This window comes from Paralcaligenes ginsengisoli (assembly GCF_054781135.1).
Window position 1 is genome coordinate 207608 of record NZ_BAAGUZ010000009.1, and the last position, 24271, is coordinate 231878.

The following is a 24271-nucleotide window of genomic DNA, read 5'->3' on the forward strand; positions in this document are numbered from 1 at the left end:
GCCTTTGCAATGCTTCTCATTAACTGCCCATTTTGCGGGCCGCGTAACCACACCGAATTCGACTGTGGCTCAGATGCTTCCGTATTGCGCCCGGCCGACGACGCGCCCGAGTCCGAGTGGTTTTCCTATGTTTATCTGCGCAGCAATCCCAAGGGCGCGCATACGGAATATTGGCAACATGCCTTGGGCTGCCGCAGTTGGATAAAGGTCAAGCGCGATACGCTTACCCATGATATTGCTGGCGTCTCACTGGCAAATGCTCTTGCTCAACGGGAGCAGCAATGAAACAAGCCTTTCGCCTGAAGCAGGGCGGCCTGGTCGATCGCTCGAAGACCATTTCGTTTTTGTTCGATGGCGTGCGCTACGAAGGCCATCCGGGAGATACGTTGGCAGCCGCATTAATGGCCAATGGGGTAAAACTCGTAGGCCGCAGTTTCAAGTATCATCGTCCGCGCGGTATTGTCGCCGCCGGGGTTGAAGAGCCCAATGCGCTGGTGCGCTTGCGCAGCGGTGCGCGCGCCGAACCCAATACTCGCGCCACGACCATTGAACTGTACGAAGGGCTCGTGGCGGAAAGCCAAAATCGTTGGCCTTCCTTGAAGTTGGACCTGATGGCCATCAACAACTTGCTGTCGCCCTTGTTTCCGGCCGGGTTTTATTACAAAACATTTATGTGGCCCGCACGGCTATGGCCAAGCTATGAGCGCGTGATTCGCAATGCGGCGGGAATGGGTGTGGCGACAAGGCAAGACGATCCGGACCATTACGAGAAACGCTTTGCCTGCTGCGACGTCCTTGTCGTGGGCGCCGGCGCAGCCGGCCTGGCGGCAGCTGGCGTAGCGATGCGAGCGGGGGCGAAGGTTTTTCTCGTCGATGAAAATGCAAGCCTGGGCGGCTCGCTGTTAAGCCAGGGTACGCATATCGACAATATTCCTGCGCCGCAGTGGGCGCGCGACACGGCTGCCAGCTTATCCGCCAGCAGCCGTGTCACTGTTTTGCCCCGCACCACGGCATTCGGGTATTACGACCACAATATGGTGTCGCTCATCGAGCGCGTGGCCGATCATGTTGCGGTACCCGAGCCGCAGCAGCCACGCCAGCGGCTATGGCAGATCCGCGCCAAACGCGTCGTGCTTGCCACAGGCGCGATTGAACGCCCCCTGGTTTTTGGAAACAACGATTTGCCGGGCGTAATGCTGGCATCCGCCATTCGCACCTATGCCAACCATTATGGCGTGGCGGCAGGCCGGCGCATTGTGCTGTTCGTCAACAATAACAGTGCCTATCCGGCCGCATTCGACCTTGCCAGGCTCGGCATCGACGTTGTAGCCATTGTCGATGTGCGGCGCACGATCCCGGCGGCGATTGCGGAACAAGTCCGATCCTTGGGCATCGCCTTGCACCAGGAATCCATCGTGTTGCGGGCCCTGGGCCGCGGCTGCGTCAAAGGCGCCGAAATCGCTTTGCGGGACGGCAGCCGCAGAACACGCATCGCATGCGATGTCATCGGCACGGCCGGCGGTTGGGCTCCTTCCTTGCACCTGCACTCGCAATCGGGCGGCAAGGCCGTCTACGATGAGCGCATTGCCACCTTCATTCCCGGACCGTGCAAGCAGGCGGCCATTTCCGCTGGCGCCGCACGCGGCGTATTTCAATTGCGCGAAGTGTTGAGGGACGGTGCCGCGGCGGCGACGTCGGCGTGCGCGGATCTGGGACTGAAACAGCAAGCGCCAGACATGATCGTGGGGGGCGACGAGCCTGACCTGGATATCGAGGCTTTTTGGCTTGCGCCGCAACCCATGGGAGTCAAGGCGAAGCAATTCGTCGATCTCCAGGACGACGTAACCGTGAACGACGTTGCGCTGGCCGCTCGTGAAAATTTCCGCTCGGTGGAGCATCTGAAACGTTACACGACGCTGGGCATGGGTACCGATCAGGGGAAGACCAGCAACATCAATGGGCTTGCTCTGATGGCGCTTGCACGGCAAGAGCCGATTCCGGTCGTTGGGACCACCACTTTCCGGCCTCCCTACACGCCGGTGACGCTCGGTGCGTTTGTGGGCCGCCAGATAGGTAAAGGTTTTTCCGCCACACGGATCTCTCCCATGCACCAGTGGCACCTGGACAACGGCGCAGTCATGGCATCGGCGGGACAATGGCTGAGGCCCAAGACCTATGTCGGCCCGGGTGAAACCTATGCGCAAGCATGGCGGCGTGAAACGCTTGCCGTACGCCGCGGAGTGGGAATAGCCGATGTTTCCACACTGGGGAAAATCGACGTCCAGGGGCCGGATGCGGCAATATTCCTTGACCTGGTGTACAGCAACCGGTTCTCTACCCTGAAGCCTGGCCGCGCGCGTTATGGATTGATGCTGCGCGACGATGGCATCGTACTGGATGATGGCACCACATCGCGGTTCGCGGAAGATCGGTTTTTCATGACCACCACCACGGCCCATGCGGGCAAAGTATTGGCCGGCCTGGAGTTCCTGCTTGCCACGGCTTATCAAAAATTACGCGTGCGAGTGACGTCGCTCACGGATCAGTATGCACAAATCGCACTGGCCGGCCCCAAGAGTCGAGCTGTCCTGGAGGCATTGCTTCCCGGTGTCGATGTGTCGGATGCGGCGTTGCCGCACATGGGCGTGCTGGAAACGAGCCTGGCCCATATACCACTGAATGTATTTCGTCTGAGCTACTCGGGCGAAATGGCATATGAACTGAACATTCCGGCGGGATATGGAATGGCGCTTTGGATGCGGCTGTGCGAAGCGGGAAAGCCGTTTGGAATTACGCCCTACGGCACGGAAGCGATGGGGGTCATGCGGATCGAGAAAGGCCACGTGGCGGGGCCGGAGATCGATGGAAGAACGACGGCCGACGACCTGGGTCTGGGTAAATTGGCAAGCAAGGCCGAGCCCTTTATCGGTAAGCCGCTGATGCATCGCGAAGGCCTGATATCGCCGGAACGGCCGAAGCTGGTTGGTGTAATGTCAACGTCGCCAGGCGCAAAAATCGTTGCCGGATCGGCTATCGTCCAGGAGCCTGTGGCCGCATCGGTGTCGCTAGGCTGGGTCTCGTCGTCTACGTATAGCCCAACGCTGGATACGCATATCGGGATTGCGTTCATCAAGAATGGCCGCGCGCTTATAGGCCAGAAGTTGACCGCATGGTCGCCCCTGCACAACTACTCATGTGAAGTGGTGGTGGGTGAGCCGGTGTTCTACGATCCTTCCGGGGAAAAACTTCATGGTTGATCATCCTCTTCAATACCGAAGCGCGCTGGCGGATTCGCCAGTCGTCGGAGAGCTTCCCGTGCGTAAGCATCGCATGGGGCTGTCAGAGCTCCCGGTCGATTGCGTGCTGGTTGCCGCCTATGCCGGGTCGCCCGACATCGCGCCGAGCATCGCGCGCATTGCCGGCGTCGCGGCGCCTGGCGCGCCCGGACTGGCTTCAATAGCCGGGCCTGTTTCAATGCTGCCGATTGCGCCCAATACCTGGCAAATCGCGACAACGCCCAATACCGGCACCGCGATTGCTCTTGCACTGAAAAGCGAACTGGGCAGCCTGGCTGCGGTAACTGATCTTTCCTTTGGCCGAATCGTTGCGATCGCGCTTCGCGGCGACGATTCCCATCTCGTGCTCGAGAAAGGGATAGGCATCGACTTCTCTGACGCGGCTTTTGCGGCAGGACGTGTCGTTGCGACAGGGCTGCATGCGGTGCACGTGCTGATCGTCAAAACCACGCCGGGCAGCTTCCACATATTGGTGCCGCGCAGCTTTGCGCTCAGCATCCTGGAATGGCTTGTCGATGCCATCGAAGAATTCAAGGTCTGATTTTTGGCAGGAGTTTATGGAAGTCGTGTGTAAAAAATTTGTTTTGCTCTTATCGTGCCTGGATCGCCCCGGCATCGTTCATGCTGTCGCTGGATTCCTGGCTGATCGCGGTTGCAATATTCTCGACAGTGCCCAGTTCGGCGATGTAAGCAACAACCGGTTTTTCATTCGGGTATGTTTTTCCAGTACGCATAGCCGTGAACGACTTGCCGGCGAGTTCACGGAACTGGCGGATGCCTTTGCGATGCAGTGGAGCCTGAACGATACGACCATCAGGCCGGGTGTTGTGATCATGGTGTCGAAGTTCGGACATTGCCTGAACGATTTATTGTTTCGGCATGGTTCCGGATTGCTGCACGTTGATATCCGCGCCATTGTCTCGAACCATCCCGATTTTTATTCGCTCGCTACCTCGTACAACATACCTTTCCATTGTTTTCCTCTGGATCCGGGCAAGAAGGCCGAGCAAGAGGATAGGGTGCTCGATGTCATCGAGTCGACGAAGTCGGACTTTGTGGTGCTTGCGCGCTATATGCAGATTCTCTCTGACAATTTCTGCAGCAAGCTTGTAGGGCGTGCGATCAACATTCACCATTCGTTCCTGCCTGGGTTCAAGGGAGCCAGGCCCTACCATCAGGCATACGAGCGCGGGGTAAAAGTGATCGGCGCGACCGCGCACTACGTAACGGCCGAACTCGATGAAGGGCCGATAATCGGACAGGAGGTAATCCGCGTCGACCATGCCTTCGACCCCGAAACACTCGCCAACATCGGACGGGACGCCGAATGCATTGCCCTGGCGCATGCTGTCAAGTGGCATGCCGAGCATAGAATCATTCTGAACGGCCGCAAGACCGTTGTGTTCCGCTAGCCCGGAAATTCCAGGCTGGCTGGTCCATTGTCTGGTGCGTTTTTGGTTCGGGTTGTTTACGGGATTCGATGGGTTGGTATTGGTATTTAAAGACATCGTCTATCGGGGCTTGGGTCAGGGCCGGCACGGCGTGCTTCATCCGGATCTATTCAGGCTTTTGCGCCTTTGCCTGAGACGGAGCGCCGCCCGGTTTTCTTTGGGATGCACTGAGGTTCGCCAAGGAGCTCGACCAGCCGCGACTCGCATGGGGAGAGGTCATACCCCCGTCGTTGCGAGATCATGAACGTGAGCGAACCGATGTGCCAGGCGCGGCGTTCAAGTTCGACGAGCTGTCCGCTCGCCAGATCCTCGCCAACAAGGTGCCGCGGCAAGTGTCCCCAGCCGAGACCGGCCTTGAGAAGATCACGCTTGGCACCGAGATCATTGACCAGCCACTGGCGCTTGCCGGCGACTCCCTGTTGGGTCTTTTCCGCTCCCGGCTGGTTGTCCGTCACTACGATCTGAATATGTCCACCAAACTCGTCCATCGGGATGGGTTTCGGTGTCGAAGCGAGTGGATGGGATGGCGCACATACCGTCACCATCTCCGCCTCACACAGCCAGCGGCGTTCCATGGCATCCGGGTTCACCTCCGTCACGTTCTCGATCGTGACGGCTAGGGCACACACCTTTTGGAGCACCAGGTTCTCGCCGCCCTGCATGCTCGTGATTCGCAGGTCGATCGCTGCAGTGTGGAACTCTTCTTGCAGCGTCCGCAAACAGTCGATCAGGTGGGCGCGCGGGAAGTAGGTATCGATCGCAATCGAAACCTGTGGCGCCCCGGTTCTGGCGATCGAGCCGGCGCGGTTCTTCATTTCTTCCGTGCGTGAGATTACCGCCCGCGCGTCCGGCAAGAGGCTGCGCCCCGCCGCGGTGAGCTGCGCCTTTCGTGTATTTCGCTCGAACAACTCGACATCAAACGCGCTTTCCAGCGCCTTGATCGCGTGGCTGATGGCTGACTGTGCGCGTCTGAGCTTCCGCGCCGCACCCGAAAAGCTTCCCTGGTCGCATACCGCAACGAACGCGCGCAGTTGGTTGATGGTGACATTGTCGAGCATATATATCTAAAAAGTAGATTGAATTAAGCGATTTTTCGTCAATTGTATTGATGTGTCAATAGGCCCATACTCGCTTTGACACTGAGTAAGCAGTTCCCTGCTTCCGTACAACTCCAAGGAAGGATGCACGACTTGACCAGGCTGAATGGAAAGACCGCTGTGATCGCCGGTGGCGCTACCGGCATCGGCCGCTGCCTTTCTCGCGTCGCAGGACAGCAGCTTCATGACCGCCAGCGAGGTCGCCGTCGATGGCGGCCTGGCACAAATCTGACGCGCTACGCCCGGCCGGCCACTCCAATTCGATATTTGGAGCCCGTAGGGCGTGGTAAACCCAAGGAGAATATATGAGCTATGCAATTATTGGCTTCGGCAAGATCGGCCAGGCTCTCGCCCGCGCCTTTGCCCGCAAGAACATCGAAATCGCCGTCGCCAACCGGCGACCGCCCGAAGCGTTGATGCCGGAGGCACAGGCGATCGGGTCCACGGTCATCCCCAAGACGCTGCAGGAAGCAATCAAGGCCGAGTTGATTTTTCTGGCGGTCCCCTTCGGGGAACATCGCGAGGTCGCCCAAAATCTGGCGAGCTGGCAGGGCAGGACAATTGTCGACGCGATGAATGGTTTTGGCGTCTCCTCTGCCGTGGTCGCCAAAGCCTTCCCCGGTGCCCGGTTCGTGAAGGGCTTCAATCATCTCCTCGCCGGCACCCTGGCTACCGACCCGCACGTCAATGGCGGTCGGCGGGTCGTGTTCCTGTCGGGCGACGACGAAGGTGCTGCAGCGTCGGTGGCGGCGGTTGCCGAACAACTCGGTTTCGCGCCCGTCAATCTCGGGAAGCTCGAAGAGGGTGGCGCGCTTGTGCAGGCGCGCGAGGACAAGAGCTGGGGGCCTTTGATCTTCCAGGACTTATTCAAGAAGGAGCCGTGAGCGATGTACGGCCGCCGCGGCAAGTTCGTGATCACCCACTCGCGCCGAGCGGCATCCGTGTGAATGTCCTATCGCCCGGCATCATCTCGACGCCGGGTTCCTACGAGTTTAGCAAAACGATTCCGGGATTTTCCCCTGATGATTGGCTCCGGAATATTCCGTTGGGTCGGATCGGCGCCACCGAAGACATCGCTGAGGTCGTCGCACTGCTCGTGGCGATTGTTCACCCGCCTCATGCGCAGCTCGTCGAAAGCCACGTCACTCTCTGGTAACGACAACCTTACCGATCATGTCGCCGGCCTCCACCAAACGATGGGCGTCGCGTAGCGTCAATGCATTGAAACCGGTTATACGTTTCGTTAATGTATGTTTGATGTCGCCCGCATCCACTAGTTGAGCTAATCGGTTTAGCAGTGCGTGCTGCCGCTCGATGGTGCGGGTCTTAAAGATTGGACGCGTGTACATCAACTCCCAATGAATGGAAATGGATTTTGCTTTGAATGGTCCGATGTCGAGATTCTCCGCATCATCTATTAACGCAAATTGCCCCTCTGGTCGCATTGCTTCAGCGATCTGTGCGATGTATCTTGCGCTGTAGTTGAGCCCTACAACGTGCGAGACTTCTTTAATACCTAACTCGGCAAGCTGAGGTACCCAAGGCTGATGATGATCGATCACATAGTGAGCACCGTGCTGCAACACCCAGTCACGCGTTTCCGGTCTTGATGCCGTACCGATAACAGTCAACCCTGTTAGACGTCGTGCGAGTTGCGTCAGGATTGAGCCGACACCGCCAGCGGCACCCGTTACGAGCAATACATTGTGCTCGGTTGGGTCTGCTGCATGTGCCTGAAGTCGATCAAACAGCAATTCCCAAGCAGTAATCGCTGTCAGCGGTAACGATGCAGCTTCGGCGAAGTCGAGCGAGACAGGCATTAGTCCAACAATGCGTTCGTCGACAGTCTGCAGTTCGGAGTTGCTGCCCGGCCGGTTAATGTCGCCCGCATACCAGACGCGATCGCCGGGGGCAAATCGAGTCGATTTAGCGCCGACCTTTCGAACGATGCCGGCAGCGTCCCATCCAATAATTCGTGGTCGATCCGGCGGGATTGTGCCTCCCATGCGAATTTTCGTATCGACGGGATTGACGGAAACCGCCTTGACCTCGACTAGCAGATCGAAGTCGCCTAACTCTGGCACCTCAATATCGACATCGACAAGTGAATCAGGGTGGTCCACAGGGTGATTCTTATAAAAACCGATTGCTTTCATGATTTGGCCTTGTTGTAAGCGTTTGTCCGATCAAGCTACTTCGAACCCTAATGAGCGAAGTGCTTTCTCGGCTGCCTGCCGATCCTGTAGTGCGTTACCGCCAGAGATGCCGATGCCGCCGATGACCTTGCCACCTTCTACAATCGCGCAACCGCCTCCTACGGAAACGACGCGCGGTCGATGAGCCAGCTGAGATACTTTGCTGTCTTGCAGAATGTCATTCCACACATGAGTCCCTAAACCGAATGACGAAACCGTCCAAGCTTTATCGATAGCGACATCAATGCTCAAAAATGGGGCGCCGTCGGCGCGTTCAAAGGAGACCAGATGTCCGGCTGCGTCGGTAACCGCAATCGAAACAATTATTCCCAGTTCTGCTGAGGCCGAACGGGCAGCCGTTACAAGCGCGTTGGCGGTTTCTGATCGTACAGTTGGTGTGGAAAAGCTCTTGCTTGAAGTAGTTGTAGTCATGATGTTCCTGTCTTTAAAAGAATGTTCCGAACTCAGGTCGACAGGTTAGCAAATGAAATTTAAAATGATAATAGCGTTGTATTACTATTACTTTCAAATGAAAATTGAAAATCTAAGTGATCTGCTAGTTATCCTTCACACCGCACGCACAGGCTCATTAACTGGCGCGGCAGCAGCGCTAGGAATGACGCCGTCGGCGGCAAGTGCTGCGCTTAAGCGGGTCGAGAGCCAACTCAGTACCCGATTGTTCGAACGTTCTACTCGCGCTATGCGTATTACGGACGAAGGGCGAATATTGCTGGACTATGCCCAGCGTGCGTTCGACTTGCTTAGCGAAGCCGAAACTCAGGTAGGTATCGATCAAGCCGAGCTTGTAGGAGTTGTAAGGCTCGCAGCCCCGTCGGACTTAACGCGTAGTGTACTGATGCCATGGCTAAATGAATTTTTAAATTTGCACCCGGCGGTGGAATTGCAGCTGCACGTGGGCGATAGGCCGATGGATGTGGTGCGCGACGAAGTCGATCTGGCATTGCGCTACGGCGAGCTGCCGGACTCTCAATTGGTTGGCCGCCTGTTGGTGGCCCCTCAGGCCGTGTTATGCGCGTCCCCTGAGTATTTACAACGTCATGGCACACCGTTATCGCCGCATGATTTAAAGCACCATAACTGCCTAACCTATATGCGCGGCGGTCAACCTCATCGCTTGTGGCGTTTTGAGCGAGGCGGGGTTGTCACTGACGTGCGGGTGAGCGGTGACCGTAGTGCTGATGACGCCTCTCTTGCTCGTGCCTGGGCAGTAGCTGGGTACGGAATACTTTTCAAGACAAGGTTAGAGTTAGAAGACGAGTTGTCCGATGGGGAACTCATTCCACTTTTAACAGAATGGAATACTGAGATCTATCCACTGCATGCCTTACTGCCTAGCGCTCGGTTTGTGCCGGCGCGAGTACGCGCACTCGTTGAATTTTTGGTGAACAAGTTTAGATCACGATGAAACCAATGATGACCCATCGCGAAACTGCGTGGGGCAATTGCTTGCTTATCCCAATGCCAGAAGTCTTTGCCTTCTTCCTGGTAGTGCTTGATAGACAACAATGCTGGATCGGGTCATGCATCCCAGGATATTGGCGACCGATGCAATTCCGCATCCGGTGATTTCTTCTTGCACGACTGGCTTGGATACCGACATGCTGGTAGTTGGCAACCAAAGGTACTAGGCTCCGGCGAATTGGAGTTTGCCGACACCTTGCAAATTAACGTGCTGGCGAGCGAGCCACAAGTCGTAAGCGTCCTGCATAGTCAGCCAGCTTTCCGGGCTGCGCCCAAGTGACTTGGAAAGGCGAAGCGCCATTTCGGGCGTCACACGAGAAGTGCCGTTGAGTACTCGGCTGAGGGTAGAGGCGGCTACGCCAAGTGCTTGAGCAAGTTCGCGCCCGCTGATATTGTTGGGCTCAAGGTAGATGCCAGAGATAAATTCACCGGGGTGGGGTGGATTGTGCATGTTCATCAGTGATAGTCCTCATAGTCCAGCACATAGGCGTTTCCGTCTTCAAACTCAAAGGTGATACGCCAGTTTCCGTTGACGGTGATTGACCAGCGGTCTTTCATTGAGCCTTTGAGGGGATGGAGCCTAAATCCTGGGATGTCCATGTCTTCGATAACCTGAGCGGTATCAAGGGCGGACAGTTGTAGACGAAGGCGTTTGGCATGGCTTACTTGAACGCCGGATGCGTTGCCAGTCTCGAACAGCCGACGAAGGCCTTTGTGCCGAAAGCTCTTGATCATAGGATAATTGTAGTGTGTTGCGCATCACGAATCAATAGGGCAAGCCCAGGGCCACCATGGAACGCTAGGTCTGACGGGGCTTTGCGGCCGACTAAAGAAGTCGGAAAAGGCGGACTTCGGAACAAAAACAAACTTTGGAATAAAAGTCGAGGCAAAAAAAACTTACTCAATGTAAGTGCTTTTTTTTACTGAATTCTTTGGCGGAGCGGACGGGACTCGAACCCGCGACCCCCGGCGTGACAGTCCCATTATCGAAGTCAATGTTTATGCAGGCTTACAGCCGCATCCTATTCCAAAAACGTGTTGGTTTGATGTCGCTTCATGCGGTTTGGCGTAGTTTCATTCCAAAGTTTTTTGAAGTGAAATTCATGCTCAGCCTTGCCCCTGGGATGGGCCTGCAAGTGGTCATGTTATATCCTTCAATAATGATTTCTGGCGAAAGAGAGATGCAGGATGGTGGCTGCTTTCGACCCAAAGCGGAAGTTCGTCTGTTGCAGGCCAATGACCTTTTTGAAGCGGCAAATGCTGTATGGATCTCTTGAGGCGACAGGATGCCACCCAATGGACGGTTACGTCGTAGGCATCACACCTGTTTTCCTAAGATTCGGCATTGAGTGCGACAGCTCCTTAGTCGGACTCGTTGAGATTGGCCATCGCATCAGAGATTCGTTTGTGCACGCTGTTCGAATAAGATCGTCGTGAATGCTACTTATTGACTAGAGCTTTGAGGCGCTTAATGTTTTCCGAATAGTTAACGGTATAGGCGCCAAACGCATGCGTCATCGACGTGCCTTTATCCATCCAGCTTTTTAAATCCCATCCCAGATCAAGTAGGTCGGAGACGGCGAAAACGAACTCCAGCGTATCGGTGATGAACGCGAACTCCGTGAAGTGCTCTTGATAGTCGAATGCCCCCTTGCTGCCATGCACATAGTGATTACGGCATAGAACGGCATGATGACATGGTAAAAGCAGTTCCGGAAATTTGTTGCCAACCAACGCAATGACTTTGTCGGCACGGTGATAGACTTTGTCGCGAAGACTGGCCGTACCAATACGCCCTAAGGTCGAGAGGACAGACTGCTTAGCGGAACTGTCCGGTAGCGTCGTGAATATCTTGCGGCTTTGAGTCACTGCCTCCCTCAGCGACGGATCAATCTCCTTCGTTTTAGGCGCGTGGCTCTCAGGTAGCAAATCAAACATGTTGGCAGCACCGACGATACGGTTGATGCTGTAGCTGCCGAAGAATGCGGTGGCAAACCGCTCCCTCGGATCGCCCATGATCTCCGCGCTGTTTATCCAACCTGTCGCGACCCTAGCAAACTCCTCGGAGCGCCGGTCCGGGGCCAGAAGACTGTCATTTAGGCTCACCTTTGAGTCACTCTTAACACGTTCATTGCATAAGCCCCAATACAGCCGTGCGGTCTGAGGCATGTCGTGTTCGGTTTCCTGTGAGCGGTAGATCAACTCCAGTTCAATCCAACGATAGCGCTGGCGGTGCCCGAGACTCAATTCGAACAATCCATGTAAGATTCGAAGAGCATGGACTGCCGCGTTCAGCGTCTTGGGCTCCGTAAATTCGATATTGGCGGTGACTTCGTTGTCAATGCCGATTCCTGCGGCGCTTCCCATGCTGTGGGAAGTGCGGTTCGTCAGTGAGATTTTCCCAATCTTGGATTGGCACGCCATGATTTCCCATAAACCGCTGAAATACAGGAGATGCGGATGCTCGCCGATCTGGGGTTGGAAAGGTTGTTTCTGCCAGCCATACTCCTCCGCTATCTTCTCTGAGCGCTTATGGTCCACCTCCAGAATCCGGCGCATTTCGTTTGCGTCCGGCATTAGGGACTGGAAGGTCTCGTGTCCGGTTAAAAGGTTGGTGACGTTCTCGAAATGGTAGCGAACCGCCTGAATAACAGGTTCTTCAGAGCGAATGAACTCTTCACCGACAACGATATAGTTCGGAAAAAACCTGCTCTCGAACTGTGTGTTTTCATCAAAGCGGTGCTGTGTTTTGCCATGGAGCACACACTCCAGAAGTGACGCTTTTTTGCCGTCACTTAGCATCCCGTGAATATCTGTATATTCGGCTTCAGGGCATGTCCAAAAACTCTTTCCCACGAGTTTAAGGATGCTGTCCGCGCCCGCAAATTTCAGCAGCCCGGCGAATTGGCTATCGCTTGAAAGGAAAACACCGTTGTACTGTTCGTGTGTCTGCATGGGAAAATATTAAAATTCACTGTTTGAAGCAAGAGCACAGCGCCCGGCACCCCGTTACTGCAAACTTACAACAAATTTGCGGCGATGGTCGCGTTGGCCTGCTGGCGGCGATATTCGCGACACGGCCTTATGCACAGTGCCTAGCCACTCTCCAAAATTTCATAAGTGAACGTCACATGCGCTGGAACATACTCTTTGGCATTGATCTCGCGTTGCACCTCATCAATCGTGATGACACACAGGACTCCATGGGAGTTTAGTAGGACTGCGCTCTGCCCCACAACTGGTTCGACAACGCGTCCAGGTGTTATAAAAGACGCTACATTGGATCGATCAAAATTCGGACTAACAATCAAACCGAGCGCTTTGAGACCGCTATCTACGTAGACATAGACACTGTCGTGAGAACGTCCACTGAATTTTATTTTGAATTCGAACTCCCCGTGACCAACCGTATAGTGATCATGGTTTTTATATTCAAAGGTTTTGCTCCCATTAAGAGTAGGACTTGCGTAAAGAGCAGGGTCGCGAAGAGCATCCACACGTTCTAGGTGCGCAGCACGCTTCCGAACCAACGATAACGGGACAGCATTAGTCTTGTCAGCCGGCAGACCCTCAACCCATCGCCAGATTTCGTCGATTTGAAGCGACCCGGGAAAATTGTTCTTTTCAGGGCTAGAATTAAAGTCAAAACCCTTTGGGTTATGATCATTAAGCCAGTTAGGTAGCATACGCTCAGGATTTCGAACGAAGGCAACGGACAACCATGTGGCTGGCTTGTCACTAAAGGCACTGCTTATCCATTTTGTCTCAATGCCAACCCCAGAATCTGGTTTGTTATTGGCTCTATCGACATAATTCTCGTCGACAATCAAAAGAACATGAGCAGCCTCGGTAACCTCTCGCATGAAACCGTGCAGACTTGATCCATAGTCAACTGTCTCATCGATTTTTACAACGTAGCCGATTAAATGAAGTTGGCTAGCGAGCAAGCGAACCCATTCTCGATGGGCTGTTGATGTCCACGCGTAAGAGATAAACAGATCGGCACTCATGCATTCATTCCCAGTTTACGTAGCGAGCCTGCTGCTCCCCTCGAGAGTATTTAAAAGATACCGAACGTCCTAGTTACTGTCGTTCATTCTGTCTTGTTCCGCTATTGGCCGACAGCGGATCTGTCTCGTCTCCATGAGTCCAATGCAAGCATGCGTCGGCGCCTTCAGGCAGACTCAAACACACGTATTTCAATGTGCAGCCCAGCTGCGGCGGCCATGTTCACCAGCGCATCAAGACCAAAAACGTTGATTTTTCCACGCATCAGATCAGAGACACGGGGCTGGGTCACGCCCAAAAGCTTGGCGGCTTCGGCCTGGCTCATCTTGACACGAGTTATGTGCTGCTTCAGCGCAGTCATGAGGGCTGAACGAAGCTTCATGTTTTCCGCTTCTTCCTGGGTGTCCTCGATGGCATCCCAGACGTTAGAAAATCGTTGGCTGCTCATTTGTTTAGCTCCTGCAACAGGTCCCGATAACGTTTCGAGGCCAAATCTATATCCGCCTTACTGGTTTTTTCCGTCTTCTTCTGAAAGCAGTGGATCACATAGACAGCATCGGCGAACTTGGCAATGTAGATGACCCTGAAGGTGCCGGCACTATCGCGAACGCGGATTTCCCTGACACCTTGGCCTACTGTGTTCATAGGCTTCCAGTCATCCGGGTCCGAGCCGTTCTGAACTTGATCGATCTGGTGGCCAGCTTCGCGCCTGGCAGAAAGAGGGAAGGCGCGAAGATCATCAAGTGAGCTTCCCAGAAACTCGATAGGCTTAAGGGCGGGCATGGGTAATTTATACAATATTTTGTATATGACTGCAAGCGTCATATTCACGAACCATCATGGATATCGCTGGCGATCGCTAGTGCCGCTCACAGCCTTCCCCGACTATCTCGCAGGTGTTGCTTCGCGTAATCTGCGGCGGCTTGTGAGGCAGGTGCCGGGTCTGTCCGACAAACGGCTACGCCGGAGAACGCGGATCGGCTTTTTGCCAAACTGCAGCAAGGCAGCGCAGCTGAATTTCCATTTCTGTTTGAGATTTTAGCCTTTACCTCGCAGAGCTAGGCCTGGCGCGGCTTAACCACCGGTAAAGAGGCTGAAAAAGGGGAGTTTTGGAATGAAACCTAGCGGTTTGGAAGAAAAATCAAGGCGAAAAAAAAGCACCTACATGATGTAGATGCTTGATTTCACTGAATTCTTTGGCGGAGCGGACGGGACTCGAACCCGCGACCCCCGGCGTGACAGGCCGGTATTCTAACCAACTGAACTACCGCTCCGCAGCGGTGTATACATAAACCAAAGCAGATTTTTTGAGAAAAATCTGGCGTCCCCTAGGGGATTCGAACCCCTGTACTCACCGTGAAAGGGTGATGTCCTAGGCCTCTAGACGAAGGGGACAGGACGAAACAGCGTTGCATTCTAACATATTGAATGCAGGTTCTTCGGATAGACTGGTGGAGGTAAGCGGGATCGAACCGCTGACCTCTTGCATGCCATGCAAGCGCTCTCCCAGCTGAGCTATACCCCCAAAATTTGGTGCGTCTAGCGAAGAGGTGAGATTATGCATGAAATTTTGGCGGCGTGCAAGTTGCCCCAAGCCTACCATGATTTGACCGCGCGCCAAGGCGGTAACGGCGGTGGCGGGAGGCATAGGGCTATTCAAATAGCGTATGCGACGCTCGTGCCGCTTGTGTGTAAATTGCAGGTAGCGAGAGCTTGCGTTGGGCCAGGCGCTCGGGGCGCAACGCTATCAGAAAGTCCTGGCTGGCGCTTAAGCCAGGCAGCGCGCTGCCTGGCTTAAGCGCCAGCAAAGTAATAATGCGCTTGCCGATCTGCGCTCCTATGCCTTCGGCAGAAGGAACGACCGCGAGTGCGCCGCCGCCCTCCACAAAAGGTACGCGTACGCCGATGACCAGCGGTTTGGATTCATGTTCGGTCCAGGTCGAGAGTAGTTTGTTGTCGACGGGATGAGCATCCGTGGCCGAGAGCGGCAAGCCGTTGAAGCTTAGCGCGATGAGTACGTCGGCATCTTGATTTGCGGCGTGTACCGCGGCTTTCCACGCGTCGAAATTGGGCACTAGTTGCACGTCGACCAGGCGGTTGGGCGCCCAGATGAAGTCTTTCACTTGCTCGCGCTCGGCCCTGCCCGTTTCGTCGTCCATGCCCAATACACGAATGCGCACCGACTGCCGGCGCAGGTAGCGCAACACATCGTTAATCTCCGCCAGCGGCAATACTTCTCTGATGCCGGTGGCGTTTGCGGCGTCAGGGTATCCGAAGTGGGAGGGGTGTTCACTCGTTGCGTATATGATACGCATGCCGGCGTGGTTCACATAGTTGCGGCCTACGTATTTCTGGGCCTCTTCGCCTATTGGTACCAGGATATTGGGCCGGTAGGTGTTGATGACGTGCTCGGCTTGTTTTGCGGCATCGCTCCAGTCTATTTTGTCGGTCTGGTCGGTAAACGCCATATATTGCCAGCGAATCGAAATGGGCGTCCGGTTTTGGGCCAGTTCGCGGTTTATACCCTCGTTGACCGCTTGTTCCCATTGACCCGTTTCGGTGTAGCTGTGCAATATCAATATGCGTGGCTTGTCGTGGTTGAATAGGCTCATTGCGGCAAAGAGCAAAATAACAAGCAGCCCGGCAAATAGCAGTGTCAGTCGTGATTTCATCGGAGAGATATCAAGAATGTTTCAGTGGGATATCGATGGCGCTTCAATTCAGTCCCAGCCAGTTCCAATAAGGAATTGAAGCGTACGCCAGCAGCACACGCAGAGGGTTTAGCCACCATATATGGCGCATGAATATCGATTCGCTGCAGCGCGCTTGCAGGCCGTTGTTTTTTGCCTGGGTATACGTGGACATCTGGTGCGGGAAAAACCAGATATCACTGAATAGCGACACCAGGAACATGACTATCCAGGGGTGGATGCCTTGCTCGATGCCCATTGGCAAGAGCATGGCCAATGCCAATAGCATGCCCGCGGTCAGTGGCAGAACAAGCCGTATGACGACGGTTATCGCCAACGCCAACAGAATGAACCAGCCCAGGTGGCCATGAATCCAGTCAAGCTTGTTGCCTATGGCGTTGATCAGCAAAGGACTCAGGCCCAGATAGTTGATGGCGCGGGTCAAGCCATCAAGACTCAAAATGAAAAAGAGCATGGGCCAATCGATATTTTGCAGGAAGGCCCTGCGGTCGAACAGGCCCAGCGCCAACAGGCTGACCAGAATAAAACCCGCCAGCCATGCCGTAAGCGACAGATATAGTTGCGGGAACGCAGCGCCCAGCAGAAACGCCACGAAGGCGCACAAGGCCAGCCATTCGCGGCTGTCCAGCGGACCCAGCAGTCGCAATTGCACTACAAGGCGTTCGCGAGGCAAGGGTCGGGCTTCCTCATTTGAGGAATATAAAAAACGCATGGCGAGCAGGTGACAGGCCAGCAGGCCAATGGCCACGATGGCCGCGGCGACCAGCCAGTGGGAACCCTGAAACTGCAGTTGCACCTGGGTGGGCAGCATGGTGAAGGCGGCCAGATGAGCCGATTTGCTGGTGAGCAGCAAGGGGGCAAACAGTGTGGCGCCCATAAAGGTGGCGATCATGAGTGCGGTGGCTTCGCGACTCTGTTGCGGTGCTTCGATGTTGTTGTCCATTTCGCGATAGAGCGGCAACAGCAGCGCCAGGCGGGCGCTGTCGGAAGGAACCATGATCGACAGCAGCATGCCGAAAAAGGTTAGGGCGGTACGATGCCAGAACGGTCGGTCGGGCGCCTTGAGCAACAGCCAGAGCATGAATCGGTAGACCAGGCCCGAACTCAGCAGCACGGCCGAGATGGCGTAGACGCCCAGCAATAACAGAAATGCGGGCGAGTAAAACCCGGCCAGGGCGATTTGCGCCGGCACCAGGTTGATGAACAGCATTGCCACGAGGGCAATCAGGGGGGGGACGAACTCATCGACCACGGCGAACAGCCACATGGTGGCTGTCATGGTGAGCAGCGCAAGGTAGATGGCGCTGTGTTGCGGCAGCGCATTCTGCATGGCTGCCAGATAGGCCAGGGGCGGCAGCGCCAGCGTTGCAAGCCAGCCGATGCGTTGTTTCATCGGCATAGAGGAGCGCTCGATTTTGATGGTCGGGCGTTCTTCCATTACCACTTTGCCCATCTGCGCCGCCAGACCGATCAAGGCGGCCGATTGCATCTCGGGCCGATGCGCGGACAGGGCCCGCAGCGCCGTTCGTGTGATGCGCAGCGCAACGAGCGGCGTGGTGGCCCGCGCGGTGCGCAGGTAGCAGGCATCGTCCGCAAAGGCTTCATCGCCAAACGCTTCATCGGCGCATCTATGCCAGGTGTCGTGTTCGGCCTTGAGCGCGACTTCGCCCGATAGTATCCAGTAATAATAAGACGCCTGGACGCCCGCCTGAAAAATCTCCGTGCCGGCCGGAAACTCGCATTGAATCGTACCTGCCAGCAAGCGGGCCAGTTCAATTTGCGTGCAGTCGGTAAATAGTGCGTTCTTGCGTAGGGCAATGGCGAGAGAGGCCTGCATACATACCTGCATCCAGAGTTACGTCCTGAAACAACGCGAAACAGCGACTATGGTAAACAAATAACGGCGGTTCAGATACTCCTAATTTTTTGGCACAGTGAATTAGCGGAGAGATGGCATCCGCAAGTGGTGCTCCTGCAACAAGACGGTGCCGCTACGGGCGCGGTTCGTCGGGGATGCGTTTGCGCAAGGCCCATCCCAGCAGCAGGAGCAGGCAGGTCCAGACAATGATCGGCCAGTCGCCCCATCGTACATAGGGAGTAAGGCCGCTGGTACCCTGTACTTCGACGTCCAGCACGCCTTTGTGCATGGGGTCGAGTACCGCGCGTACGGTGCCTTGGGGATCGATCGCGGCGGTCATGCCGGTATTGGTGGCGGTGATCATGGGGCGGGCGGTTTCGAGCGCCCGCATGCGTGAAATCTGCAGGTGCTGGCGCAGCGCCCAGGAGTCGCCAAACCAGGCCAGGTTGCTGATATTTACCAGGATATTGGCGCCGGGGCCGGCAAGCTCGCTGTCCCGTACAGACTGGATGATTTGTTCGCCGAATACATCTTCGTAGCAGATATCGGGGGCGATGGTCTGGCCTTGGATATTGAACAGGCGCTGACGTACCGGGCCCCGGTCGAAGTCGCCCAATGGAATTTGCAGCATGTCCACGAACCAGCGGAAGCCGTAGGGTATGAATTCACCGAAAGGCACCAGGTGGTGCTTGTCGTAGCTCATATCCAGGGTACCCATTCCCAGGCTGGACAGGGATGTATTTGCCGTAAAGGCGATCGCGCTGTTGGTGTAGCGGTCCCGGCCGTTCACGGTTCGGTGCAAGGGGATGCCCATGAATATGGTGGCGCTGCGTTCTTTGGCGATATGCAGCCATTGTTCCCATACCTGGGGGGCAACCCGGTCCTGGAAGACCGGCATGACGGTTTCGGGCAGTACGATCAGGTCGGGGGCGCCATCGGGTTCTTTGGGCGGAAGCGCCGCCAGGCGCATATAGGTTTCGATGCCCTCGTGCATCAACTGCGGATCGAATTTTTCCGACTGGGGAATATTGCCTTGCACCAGGCGCATGATCATGGGCTTGCCGTGAGGCTGCGACCAACTGATGTGGCTGAGCAGAATGCCGATCAGACCTGTGACGATGGCGGCTCCCACCGCCACGGCCGCTGATGCGTCATTCTGATTGTCCTTGGCGCAGGCCAGCAGGGCGATGGCGCCCGCGGCAAAGGCCGCAAGCCAGCTCAGCCCGTAAACACCGGTGACGGGCGCCCAACTGGCAAGTACGCCTTCGACGTGCGCATAGCCAATATTGAGCCAGGGAAACCCGGTAAACAGTGTGCCGCGCAGCCACTCCGTCGTCGTCCAGCATGAGGCCCAGACGGCTGCGATCAGCAACTGCCAGCGGTAGTTGGAGACTTTGCCGAGATGCCCGGCCGATAGATAGCGCGCCAGTGCGCCTGCCAGCACGAAGAACAGCGCCAGGAAGGCGGCCAGAATGAGAATGCCTGCCGCGGCGAGCGGAGCGGCCAGCCCGCCGTAAAAATGCAGGCTGATATACAGCCAGTACAGGCCCAGCGCGAAATTCCCCAAGCCGAACCAGAAACCGGCCATTGCGGCTTGCCCAACGCCGCTGCTGCGAAACGTAACGCAGGCCAGTGCGGCCAGGCTGAAAATCTCGACGAAAGGCAATGTCCATGAAGGCAGGGGCCCTGGCGCAAACGACAAGGCATGGACGGCTCCCAGGATAAGCAGGCCGATACCGCGTAGCCAGGGATTTCGTGCTTGATTCAAGGTCTTACGCCGCCTGGCCGGGGGTGGAAAGCTGAGTTGTGTCGTCGTGCTGGACATGCAGCCACAGCGCGCGTTTTGCGTCGGCGCCGACCACGGTGATGGTCAGCCCCTGCGAGGCAATGCTGTCGCCGCGGCGAGGTATGCGCCCCAGTTCGGCCGCCAGCCAGCCGCCGAGCGTGTCGTAATCGTCGTGGGGCAGGTCGGTGTTGAAAGTACGGTTGAAGAACTCGATCTCGGTGATGCCCATGACACGCCAGTTGTTCGTGCCTGTCTGGAAAATGGTTTTTTCGGCATCTTCGTCGAATTCATCTTCGATTTCGCCTACGATTTGTTCCAGCACGTCTTCCATGGTGACCAGGCCCGATGTACCGCCATGCTCGTCTATGACGATCGCCAGGTGGTTGCGGCTGCTGCGGAATTCGTGCAGCAGCACGTTAAGGCGCTTGGTCTCGGGAATGAATACCGCCGGGCGCACCAGCGGCCGCAAATCGATGGACGGCTTGGTCAGCGACAGCAGCAGGTCCTTGGCCAGCAGAATACCCACGATATTGTCGCGATCGGTTTCGTAGATAGGAAAACGCGAGTGGCCGGTGTCGATGATTTCGGGCAATAGCTCGGACAGGGGCTTGCCGATATCGAGCATGTCCATTTTGGATCGCGGCACCATGATGTCGGCGACAGTCTGGTTTGCCACTTCGAGCGCTCCGGAAATCATGGCGTACGACTCACCGTCGAGGACTTGCCGGTCGTGAGCCGCCTCGAGTACCGCTTTTATATCTTCTCGATCTTCCGGCTCGGGGCGTATCAGTGCAGCGAGTTTGGCGAATAAAGACTTGGATGAGGTTCGCGCCGGGCGGGGCTCGGCATCGGGGGGGCTAGGATCTGGCATTGTCCACAGGACGAGTTTCAAGGAGTTTCAGCATAACCGAAATTGGGTTTTCGTTTATGAATTTTGTGGTTCGTAAGGGTTGGATATGCCCATTTTCCGGAGAATCCGGGCCTCCAGGGCTTCCATTTCCAGGGCTTCGTCCGGATCGATATGGTCATGGCCCAGGGCGTGCAGGACGCCGTGTATGGTCAGGTGCGCGGCGTGGTGCAGCAAGTTTTTCTTTTGCTCGCGGGCTTCGCGTCGCAGCACCGGAATGCACAGAACGATGTCGCCGCTGAGAGTGCCGTCGGGGCCCAGGCCGTATTCAAAGGTGAGCACATTGGTGGCGTAGTCGCGTTCGCGAAACTCGCGGTTAAGCCGTCGCCCCTCGCGCGCATCGACCAGGCGCAGGGTCAGGGCCATGCATTGCATGGCGGGATCCAGGCCGGGTGCGACCGCCTCGATAGCGTGCTGGATCCAGCGGCGCAGGCGCCAGCGCGGCAGCTCGGCCATGGCAACGCCGTATTGCACGGCCAGGGCAAGCCTAACTGACATGATCGCCGGCCCGTTCGTAGGCATCCACAATGCGGGCGACCAGAGGATGGCGCACTACGTCGCGGCTGGTGAACCGGGTGGTGGCTATGCCTTGTACCGAGCTCAGCACGTCGACCGCGTGGATCAGGCCGCTGGCCTGGCCGCGGGGCAGATCGACCTGCGAGGGATCGCCATTGATGACGGCCTTGCTGCCGAAACCGACGCGTGTAAGAAACATCTTCATTTGTTCGGGGGTGGTATTTTGCGCTTCGTCCAGAATCACGAAGGCGTGATTCAGCGTGCGGCCGCGCATATAGGCCAATGGCGCGATCTCGATGGTTTGCTTTTCGAACAGGCGCTGCACGCGCTCGATCCCCATCAGATCGTACAGGGCGTCGTAAAGCGGACGCAGATAGGGGTCGACTTTTTGCACCAGGTCGCCCGGCAGGAATCCCAGCCGCTCGCCGGCTTCGACGGCGGGCCGGGTCAATACCAGGCGCTGCACGGTTTCCCGCTCGAGCGCATCGATGGCGCAGGCAACGGCCAGCCAGGTTTTTCCGGTGCCGGCTGGCCCGATTCCGAAGGTAATGTCGTGGTGCAGTATTTGGTTCAGATAATCGCGTTGGCGCGGAGTGCGCGGTCGCAGATCGCTTTTGCGGGTTCGCAGGATGATGCGGCCATCGTCTTCGGGCGGCAGTTCGGGCGCGGCGGCAGGCGTTGCTGTGGCCGTCGCTGGAGTGGCTTCTGCGACCGGGCCTGCGCCAAGCTCGACCAGGCCCAGTTGTATGTCGTCGATCGACAATGCCTGGTGTACCGCGCGGCGATGAAACCATTCAAGAGCCTGGCCGGCCGCCTGGGCCTGCTCGCCTTCGATGGTAACGTGATTGCCCCGCCGTCCTAGTTTGACGTTCCAGCCGTCGGCAATCTGGCGCAAGTTTTCGTCCAGCGGCCCGCAAAGATTGGCCAAGTGGGTATTGTCGCCGTCGAGAGTAACGGCAACAGCTGTCTTGTGGCGGTGGTGGGCACGGCTCATGCACGGCCTTGCGCGGGCGATTCTGCGATGAGTATTTCACCCTTCAGGGTATTGGTAAGAGCCTGGGTGACGCGGACGTCGGCCATATGCCCGATCAGGCGCGTCTGGCCCGCGAAATTGATGATGCGGTTGTTTTCGGTGCGGCCCATCATCTCGTTCGGATCGCGGCGCGACGGCCCTTCGACCAGTACGCGCTGGGTGCCGCCTATCATGGCGTGGCTGATGGCCGCGGCCTGTTCGTTGACCAGGGCCTGGAGCCGGTGCAGGCGCGCCAGCTTTTGCTCTTTGCTGGTGTCATCCTGCAGATCGGCGGCGGGTGTGCCGGGGCGGCGTGAATAAACGAAAGAGAATGATTGGTCGAAACCGACGTCGCGGATCAGCGCCATGGTTTTTTCGAAGTCGTCCTCGGTTTCTCCGGGAAAGCCGACGATGAAGTCCGACGACAGGGTCAGGCCGGGGCGGGCGGCGCGCAGGCGGCGCACTATCGACTTGAACTCCAGCGAGGTGTAGCCCCGCTTCATGGCGGACAGCACCCGGTCGCTGCCGGCCTGCACGGGCAGGTGCAGGAAAGGCACCAGCTTGGGCAGCTTGCCGTGCGCCTCGATGAGCCGCGTCGTCATTTCTTTGGGGTGCGATGTGGTGTAGCGTATGCGTTCGATGCCTGGAATTTCGTGCACATACTCGAGCAGCATGGCAAAGTCGGCGATTTCGGCGGAATCGCCCATGGGGCCGCGGTAGGCGTTGACGTTTTGTCCCAGCAGCGTGACTTCGCGCACGCCCTGGTCCGCCAGGTCGGCGATTTCGACCAATACGTCATCGAAGGGGCGCGAGATTTCGGCGCCCCGGGTATAGGGCACGACACAGAAGCTGCAGTATTTGCTGCAGCCTTCCATGATCGACACAAAGGCGGTGGGGCCGTCGACGCGGGCAGGTGGCAGTGCGTCGAATTTTTCTATTTCGGGAAAACTGATATCGACTTGCGAACGTCCCGATTCCCTGCGCTTGGCGATCAGTTCGGGCAGGCGATGCAAGGTTTGTGGGCCGAAGACGACGTCGACGTAGGGCGCGCGCTTGACGATTTCCGCGCCTTCCTGGCTGGCCACGCAGCCACCCACGCCTATTAGTAGATGCGGCTTGGTTTGTTTCAGGTGCTGCACGCGGCCCAGATCGGAGAAGACTTTTTCCTGGGCCTTCTCGCGCACCGAACAGGTATTGAACAGAATGACGTCGGCTTCTTCCGGGTCCTGGGTAATCTCCAGACCCTGGTCTTCACGCAGCACGTCCGCCATTTTTTCAGAGTCGTATTCGTTCATCTGGCAGCCGAAGGTACGGATGAACAGTTTGCGTGTCGGCGTGGAGAGGGCGGAGGCGCCGGCAGGGTGCACGGCGGAAGGCAGTGTGGAGGTCGCGGTTGCGCCGCTGCGCTTGATGGGGGTTTCTTGCATAGTTGTGGCCGTAACGGGTGTATATCCCGGGGGCAGTAGGTAAAACATAGCATTTTACCCGATAGCAGGGGCGGCGTCGGATGCGATGTGTGTTGCGCTTCAATAAACGCAAGGGGCGCGGGGCTTGGCGCTATTAGTGCGTTTTTGGTTCGAGTGGGTTACGGCGTTTGAGTGTTTACGGGATTCGATGTTTTGGTGGCTTTGGTATATAAAGACGCCGTCTATCGGGGCTTGGGGTCAGGGCCGGCACGGCGTGCTTGATCCGGATCTACCTCGTCCAGGCGGGCGTCGGGCCAAACTCGCTACGCCGCTGGCGCGGCTACGCTCAAACATGGCCCGCCGAAAGCCCCCGCCTTCCCTACGGTAGCATCCGGCGCACGCCTTACGCCGGTCCTGACCCCAAGCCCCGATAGACGGCTCGCGTTGTGGCATGCCTGGAATGAACTTGCCGACTCAGCGTATACCTCGATGCATGACCTCAACGCAAGCCGCAGGGTGGGCGGTGCTGTGTAGTCCGGCGGTAGT

The 24271-nt window shown here is 56.8% G+C and carries 24 protein-coding genes, 3 tRNA genes and 2 pseudogenes; 10 read left to right on the forward strand and 19 right to left on the reverse strand.

Annotated elements, in window-relative coordinates; translation table 11 throughout:
- Positions 1 to 9: 9 nt before the first annotated feature.
- Genes ACYVIS_RS07060 through purU form a run of 4 tightly spaced genes read left to right on the forward strand, consistent with a single transcriptional unit; the run spans position 10 to position 4708 of the window.
- Complete coding sequence (locus tag ACYVIS_RS07060) at positions 10 to 285, forward strand: sarcosine oxidase subunit delta (protein WP_460873605.1); 276 nt, start codon at positions 10 to 12, stop codon at positions 283 to 285.
- On the forward strand, positions 282 to 3257 hold the full coding sequence (locus tag ACYVIS_RS07065) for a sarcosine oxidase subunit alpha family protein (RefSeq protein ID WP_460873606.1): 2976 nt from the start codon (positions 282 to 284) through the stop codon (positions 3255 to 3257). The genes ACYVIS_RS07060 and ACYVIS_RS07065 overlap by 4 nt, the downstream gene beginning before the upstream one ends.
- Positions 3250 to 3837 carry a sarcosine oxidase subunit gamma gene (locus ACYVIS_RS07070; RefSeq protein ID WP_460873607.1) on the forward strand — a complete coding sequence of 196 codons (588 nt, stop codon included), beginning with the start codon at positions 3250 to 3252 and terminating at the stop codon, positions 3835 to 3837. The genes ACYVIS_RS07065 and ACYVIS_RS07070 overlap by 8 nt, the downstream gene beginning before the upstream one ends.
- A 25-nt stretch (positions 3838 to 3862) precedes the next feature.
- Positions 3863 to 4708 (forward strand): formyltetrahydrofolate deformylase, encoded by an 846-nt coding sequence (purU, locus tag ACYVIS_RS07075; RefSeq protein WP_370635851.1) that lies wholly within the window; start codon positions 3863 to 3865, stop codon positions 4706 to 4708.
- Positions 4709 to 4857: 149 nt separating this feature from the next.
- On the opposite strand, the gene ACYVIS_RS07080 is transcribed toward purU, so the two are convergent.
- Positions 4858 to 5805, reverse strand: a complete 948-nt coding sequence (locus ACYVIS_RS07080; protein WP_460873608.1) for a LysR family transcriptional regulator — start codon at positions 5803 to 5805, stop codon at positions 4858 to 4860.
- Between the two features lie 184 nt (positions 5806 to 5989).
- Here ACYVIS_RS07080 and ACYVIS_RS07085 point away from each other — a divergent pair.
- From ACYVIS_RS07085 to ACYVIS_RS07095, 3 genes and pseudogenes are all read left to right on the forward strand, one after another.
- Positions 5990 to 6076 (forward strand): annotated as a pseudogene (locus ACYVIS_RS07085) (oxidoreductase); the annotation flags it as partial.
- 73 nt (positions 6077 to 6149) lie between these two features.
- Positions 6150 to 6728, forward strand: a complete 579-nt coding sequence (locus ACYVIS_RS07090) for an NADPH-dependent F420 reductase (protein WP_460873609.1) — start codon at positions 6150 to 6152, stop codon at positions 6726 to 6728.
- Positions 6725 to 7000, forward strand: a complete 276-nt coding sequence (locus ACYVIS_RS07095; RefSeq protein ID WP_460873610.1) for an SDR family oxidoreductase — start codon at positions 6725 to 6727, stop codon at positions 6998 to 7000. The genes ACYVIS_RS07090 and ACYVIS_RS07095 overlap by 4 nt, the downstream gene beginning before the upstream one ends.
- On the opposite strand, the gene ACYVIS_RS07100 is transcribed toward ACYVIS_RS07095, so the two are convergent.
- Positions 6987 to 8000 (reverse strand): zinc-binding alcohol dehydrogenase family protein, encoded by a 1014-nt coding sequence (locus ACYVIS_RS07100; RefSeq protein WP_232740963.1) that lies wholly within the window; start codon positions 7998 to 8000, stop codon positions 6987 to 6989. The genes ACYVIS_RS07095 and ACYVIS_RS07100 overlap by 14 nt on opposite strands.
- Before the next feature lie 30 nt (positions 8001 to 8030).
- Complete coding sequence (locus ACYVIS_RS07105; protein WP_232740962.1) at positions 8031 to 8471, reverse strand: GlcG/HbpS family heme-binding protein; 441 nt, start codon at positions 8469 to 8471, stop codon at positions 8031 to 8033.
- A gap of 52 nt (positions 8472 to 8523) precedes the next feature.
- Here ACYVIS_RS07105 and ACYVIS_RS07110 point away from each other — a divergent pair, with 52 nt between their 5' ends.
- A complete protein-coding gene (locus ACYVIS_RS07110; RefSeq protein WP_370635849.1) occupies positions 8524 to 9465 on the forward strand; it encodes a LysR family transcriptional regulator in 942 nt (313 codons plus the stop codon).
- Between the two features lie 219 nt (positions 9466 to 9684).
- Here the strand turns inward: ACYVIS_RS07110 and ACYVIS_RS07115 are convergent, their stop codons facing one another.
- Together ACYVIS_RS07115 and ACYVIS_RS07120 are read right to left on the reverse strand one after the other, a co-directional pair.
- Entirely contained in the window at positions 9685 to 9978 is a 294-nt protein-coding gene (locus ACYVIS_RS07115; RefSeq protein ID WP_232740961.1) for a HigA family addiction module antitoxin, read from the reverse strand.
- Positions 9978 to 10256: a type II toxin-antitoxin system RelE/ParE family toxin gene (locus ACYVIS_RS07120; protein ID WP_232740960.1), complete on the reverse strand. Its 279-nt coding sequence runs from the start codon at positions 10254 to 10256 to the stop codon at positions 9978 to 9980. Before ACYVIS_RS07120 ends, ACYVIS_RS07115 begins: the two co-directional genes overlap by 1 nt.
- 260 nt (positions 10257 to 10516) lie before the next feature.
- On the opposite strand from ACYVIS_RS07120, the gene ACYVIS_RS07125 reads away from it, so the two are divergent.
- Positions 10517 to 10798, forward strand: coding sequence for a hypothetical protein (locus ACYVIS_RS07125; RefSeq protein WP_460873611.1), 282 nt, complete (start codon positions 10517 to 10519; stop codon positions 10796 to 10798).
- Positions 10799 to 10961: 163 nt separating this feature from the next.
- On the opposite strand, the gene ACYVIS_RS07130 is transcribed toward ACYVIS_RS07125, so the two are convergent.
- Positions 10962 to 12476 carry an ApeA N-terminal domain 1-containing protein gene (locus tag ACYVIS_RS07130; RefSeq protein ID WP_460873612.1) on the reverse strand — a complete coding sequence of 505 codons (1515 nt, stop codon included), beginning with the start codon at positions 12474 to 12476 and terminating at the stop codon, positions 10962 to 10964.
- 37 nt (positions 12477 to 12513) lie between these two features.
- On the opposite strand from ACYVIS_RS07130, the pseudogene ACYVIS_RS07135 reads away from it, so the two are divergent.
- A pseudogene (locus tag ACYVIS_RS07135) lies at positions 12514 to 12620 on the forward strand (IS5/IS1182 family transposase); the annotation flags it as partial.
- Here ACYVIS_RS07135 and ACYVIS_RS07140 read toward each other — a convergent pair.
- The 13 genes from ACYVIS_RS07140 to miaB all read right to left on the reverse strand — a co-directional run bounded on the left by ACYVIS_RS07140 (position 12617) and on the right by miaB (position 23746).
- On the reverse strand, positions 12617 to 13531 hold the full coding sequence (locus ACYVIS_RS07140) for a toll/interleukin-1 receptor domain-containing protein (RefSeq protein WP_460873613.1): 915 nt from the start codon (positions 13529 to 13531) through the stop codon (positions 12617 to 12619). The pseudogene ACYVIS_RS07135 and the gene ACYVIS_RS07140 overlap by 4 nt on opposite strands.
- Before the next feature lie 164 nt (positions 13532 to 13695).
- A complete protein-coding gene (locus ACYVIS_RS07145; RefSeq protein WP_460873614.1) occupies positions 13696 to 13977 on the reverse strand; it encodes a helix-turn-helix domain-containing protein in 282 nt (93 codons plus the stop codon).
- Positions 13974 to 14354 carry a type II toxin-antitoxin system RelE/ParE family toxin gene (locus tag ACYVIS_RS07150; RefSeq protein ID WP_370636007.1) on the reverse strand — a complete coding sequence of 127 codons (381 nt, stop codon included), beginning with the start codon at positions 14352 to 14354 and terminating at the stop codon, positions 13974 to 13976. Before ACYVIS_RS07150 ends, ACYVIS_RS07145 begins: the two co-directional genes overlap by 4 nt.
- Before the next feature lie 372 nt (positions 14355 to 14726).
- Positions 14727 to 14803, reverse strand: a tRNA-Asp gene (locus ACYVIS_RS07155).
- Positions 14804 to 14848: 45 nt separating this feature from the next.
- Positions 14849 to 14924 (reverse strand) — tRNA-Glu (locus tag ACYVIS_RS07160).
- Positions 14925 to 14978: 54 nt separating this feature from the next.
- Positions 14979 to 15054, reverse strand: a tRNA-Ala gene (locus tag ACYVIS_RS07165).
- Positions 15055 to 15181: 127 nt separating this feature from the next.
- Positions 15182 to 16201: a hypothetical protein gene (locus ACYVIS_RS07170; protein ID WP_460873615.1), complete on the reverse strand. Its 1020-nt coding sequence runs from the start codon at positions 16199 to 16201 to the stop codon at positions 15182 to 15184.
- A 43-nt stretch (positions 16202 to 16244) separates the two neighbouring features.
- The gene (locus ACYVIS_RS07175; RefSeq protein ID WP_232740956.1) at positions 16245 to 18077 is read right to left on the reverse strand and encodes an SLC13 family permease; all 1833 of its coding nucleotides are present in this window, start codon (positions 18075 to 18077) and stop codon (positions 16245 to 16247) included.
- A 154-nt stretch (positions 18078 to 18231) separates the two neighbouring features.
- On the reverse strand, positions 18232 to 19866 hold the full coding sequence (gene lnt / locus ACYVIS_RS07180; protein ID WP_232740955.1) for an apolipoprotein N-acyltransferase: 1635 nt from the start codon (positions 19864 to 19866) through the stop codon (positions 18232 to 18234).
- Between the two features lie 4 nt (positions 19867 to 19870).
- Positions 19871 to 20755 carry an HlyC/CorC family transporter gene (locus ACYVIS_RS07185; RefSeq protein WP_232740954.1) on the reverse strand — a complete coding sequence of 295 codons (885 nt, stop codon included), beginning with the start codon at positions 20753 to 20755 and terminating at the stop codon, positions 19871 to 19873.
- Positions 20756 to 20809: 54 nt separating this feature from the next.
- A complete protein-coding gene (gene ybeY, locus ACYVIS_RS07190) occupies positions 20810 to 21289 on the reverse strand; it encodes an rRNA maturation RNase YbeY (protein WP_232740953.1) in 480 nt (159 codons plus the stop codon).
- Positions 21279 to 22301 (reverse strand): PhoH family protein, encoded by a 1023-nt coding sequence (locus ACYVIS_RS07195; protein ID WP_232740952.1) that lies wholly within the window; start codon positions 22299 to 22301, stop codon positions 21279 to 21281. Before ACYVIS_RS07195 ends, ybeY begins: the two co-directional genes overlap by 11 nt.
- A complete protein-coding gene (gene miaB, locus ACYVIS_RS07200; RefSeq protein ID WP_232740951.1) occupies positions 22298 to 23746 on the reverse strand; it encodes a tRNA (N6-isopentenyl adenosine(37)-C2)-methylthiotransferase MiaB in 1449 nt (482 codons plus the stop codon). The genes ACYVIS_RS07195 and miaB overlap by 4 nt, the downstream gene beginning before the upstream one ends.
- Between the last annotated feature and the right edge of the window lie 525 nt (positions 23747 to 24271).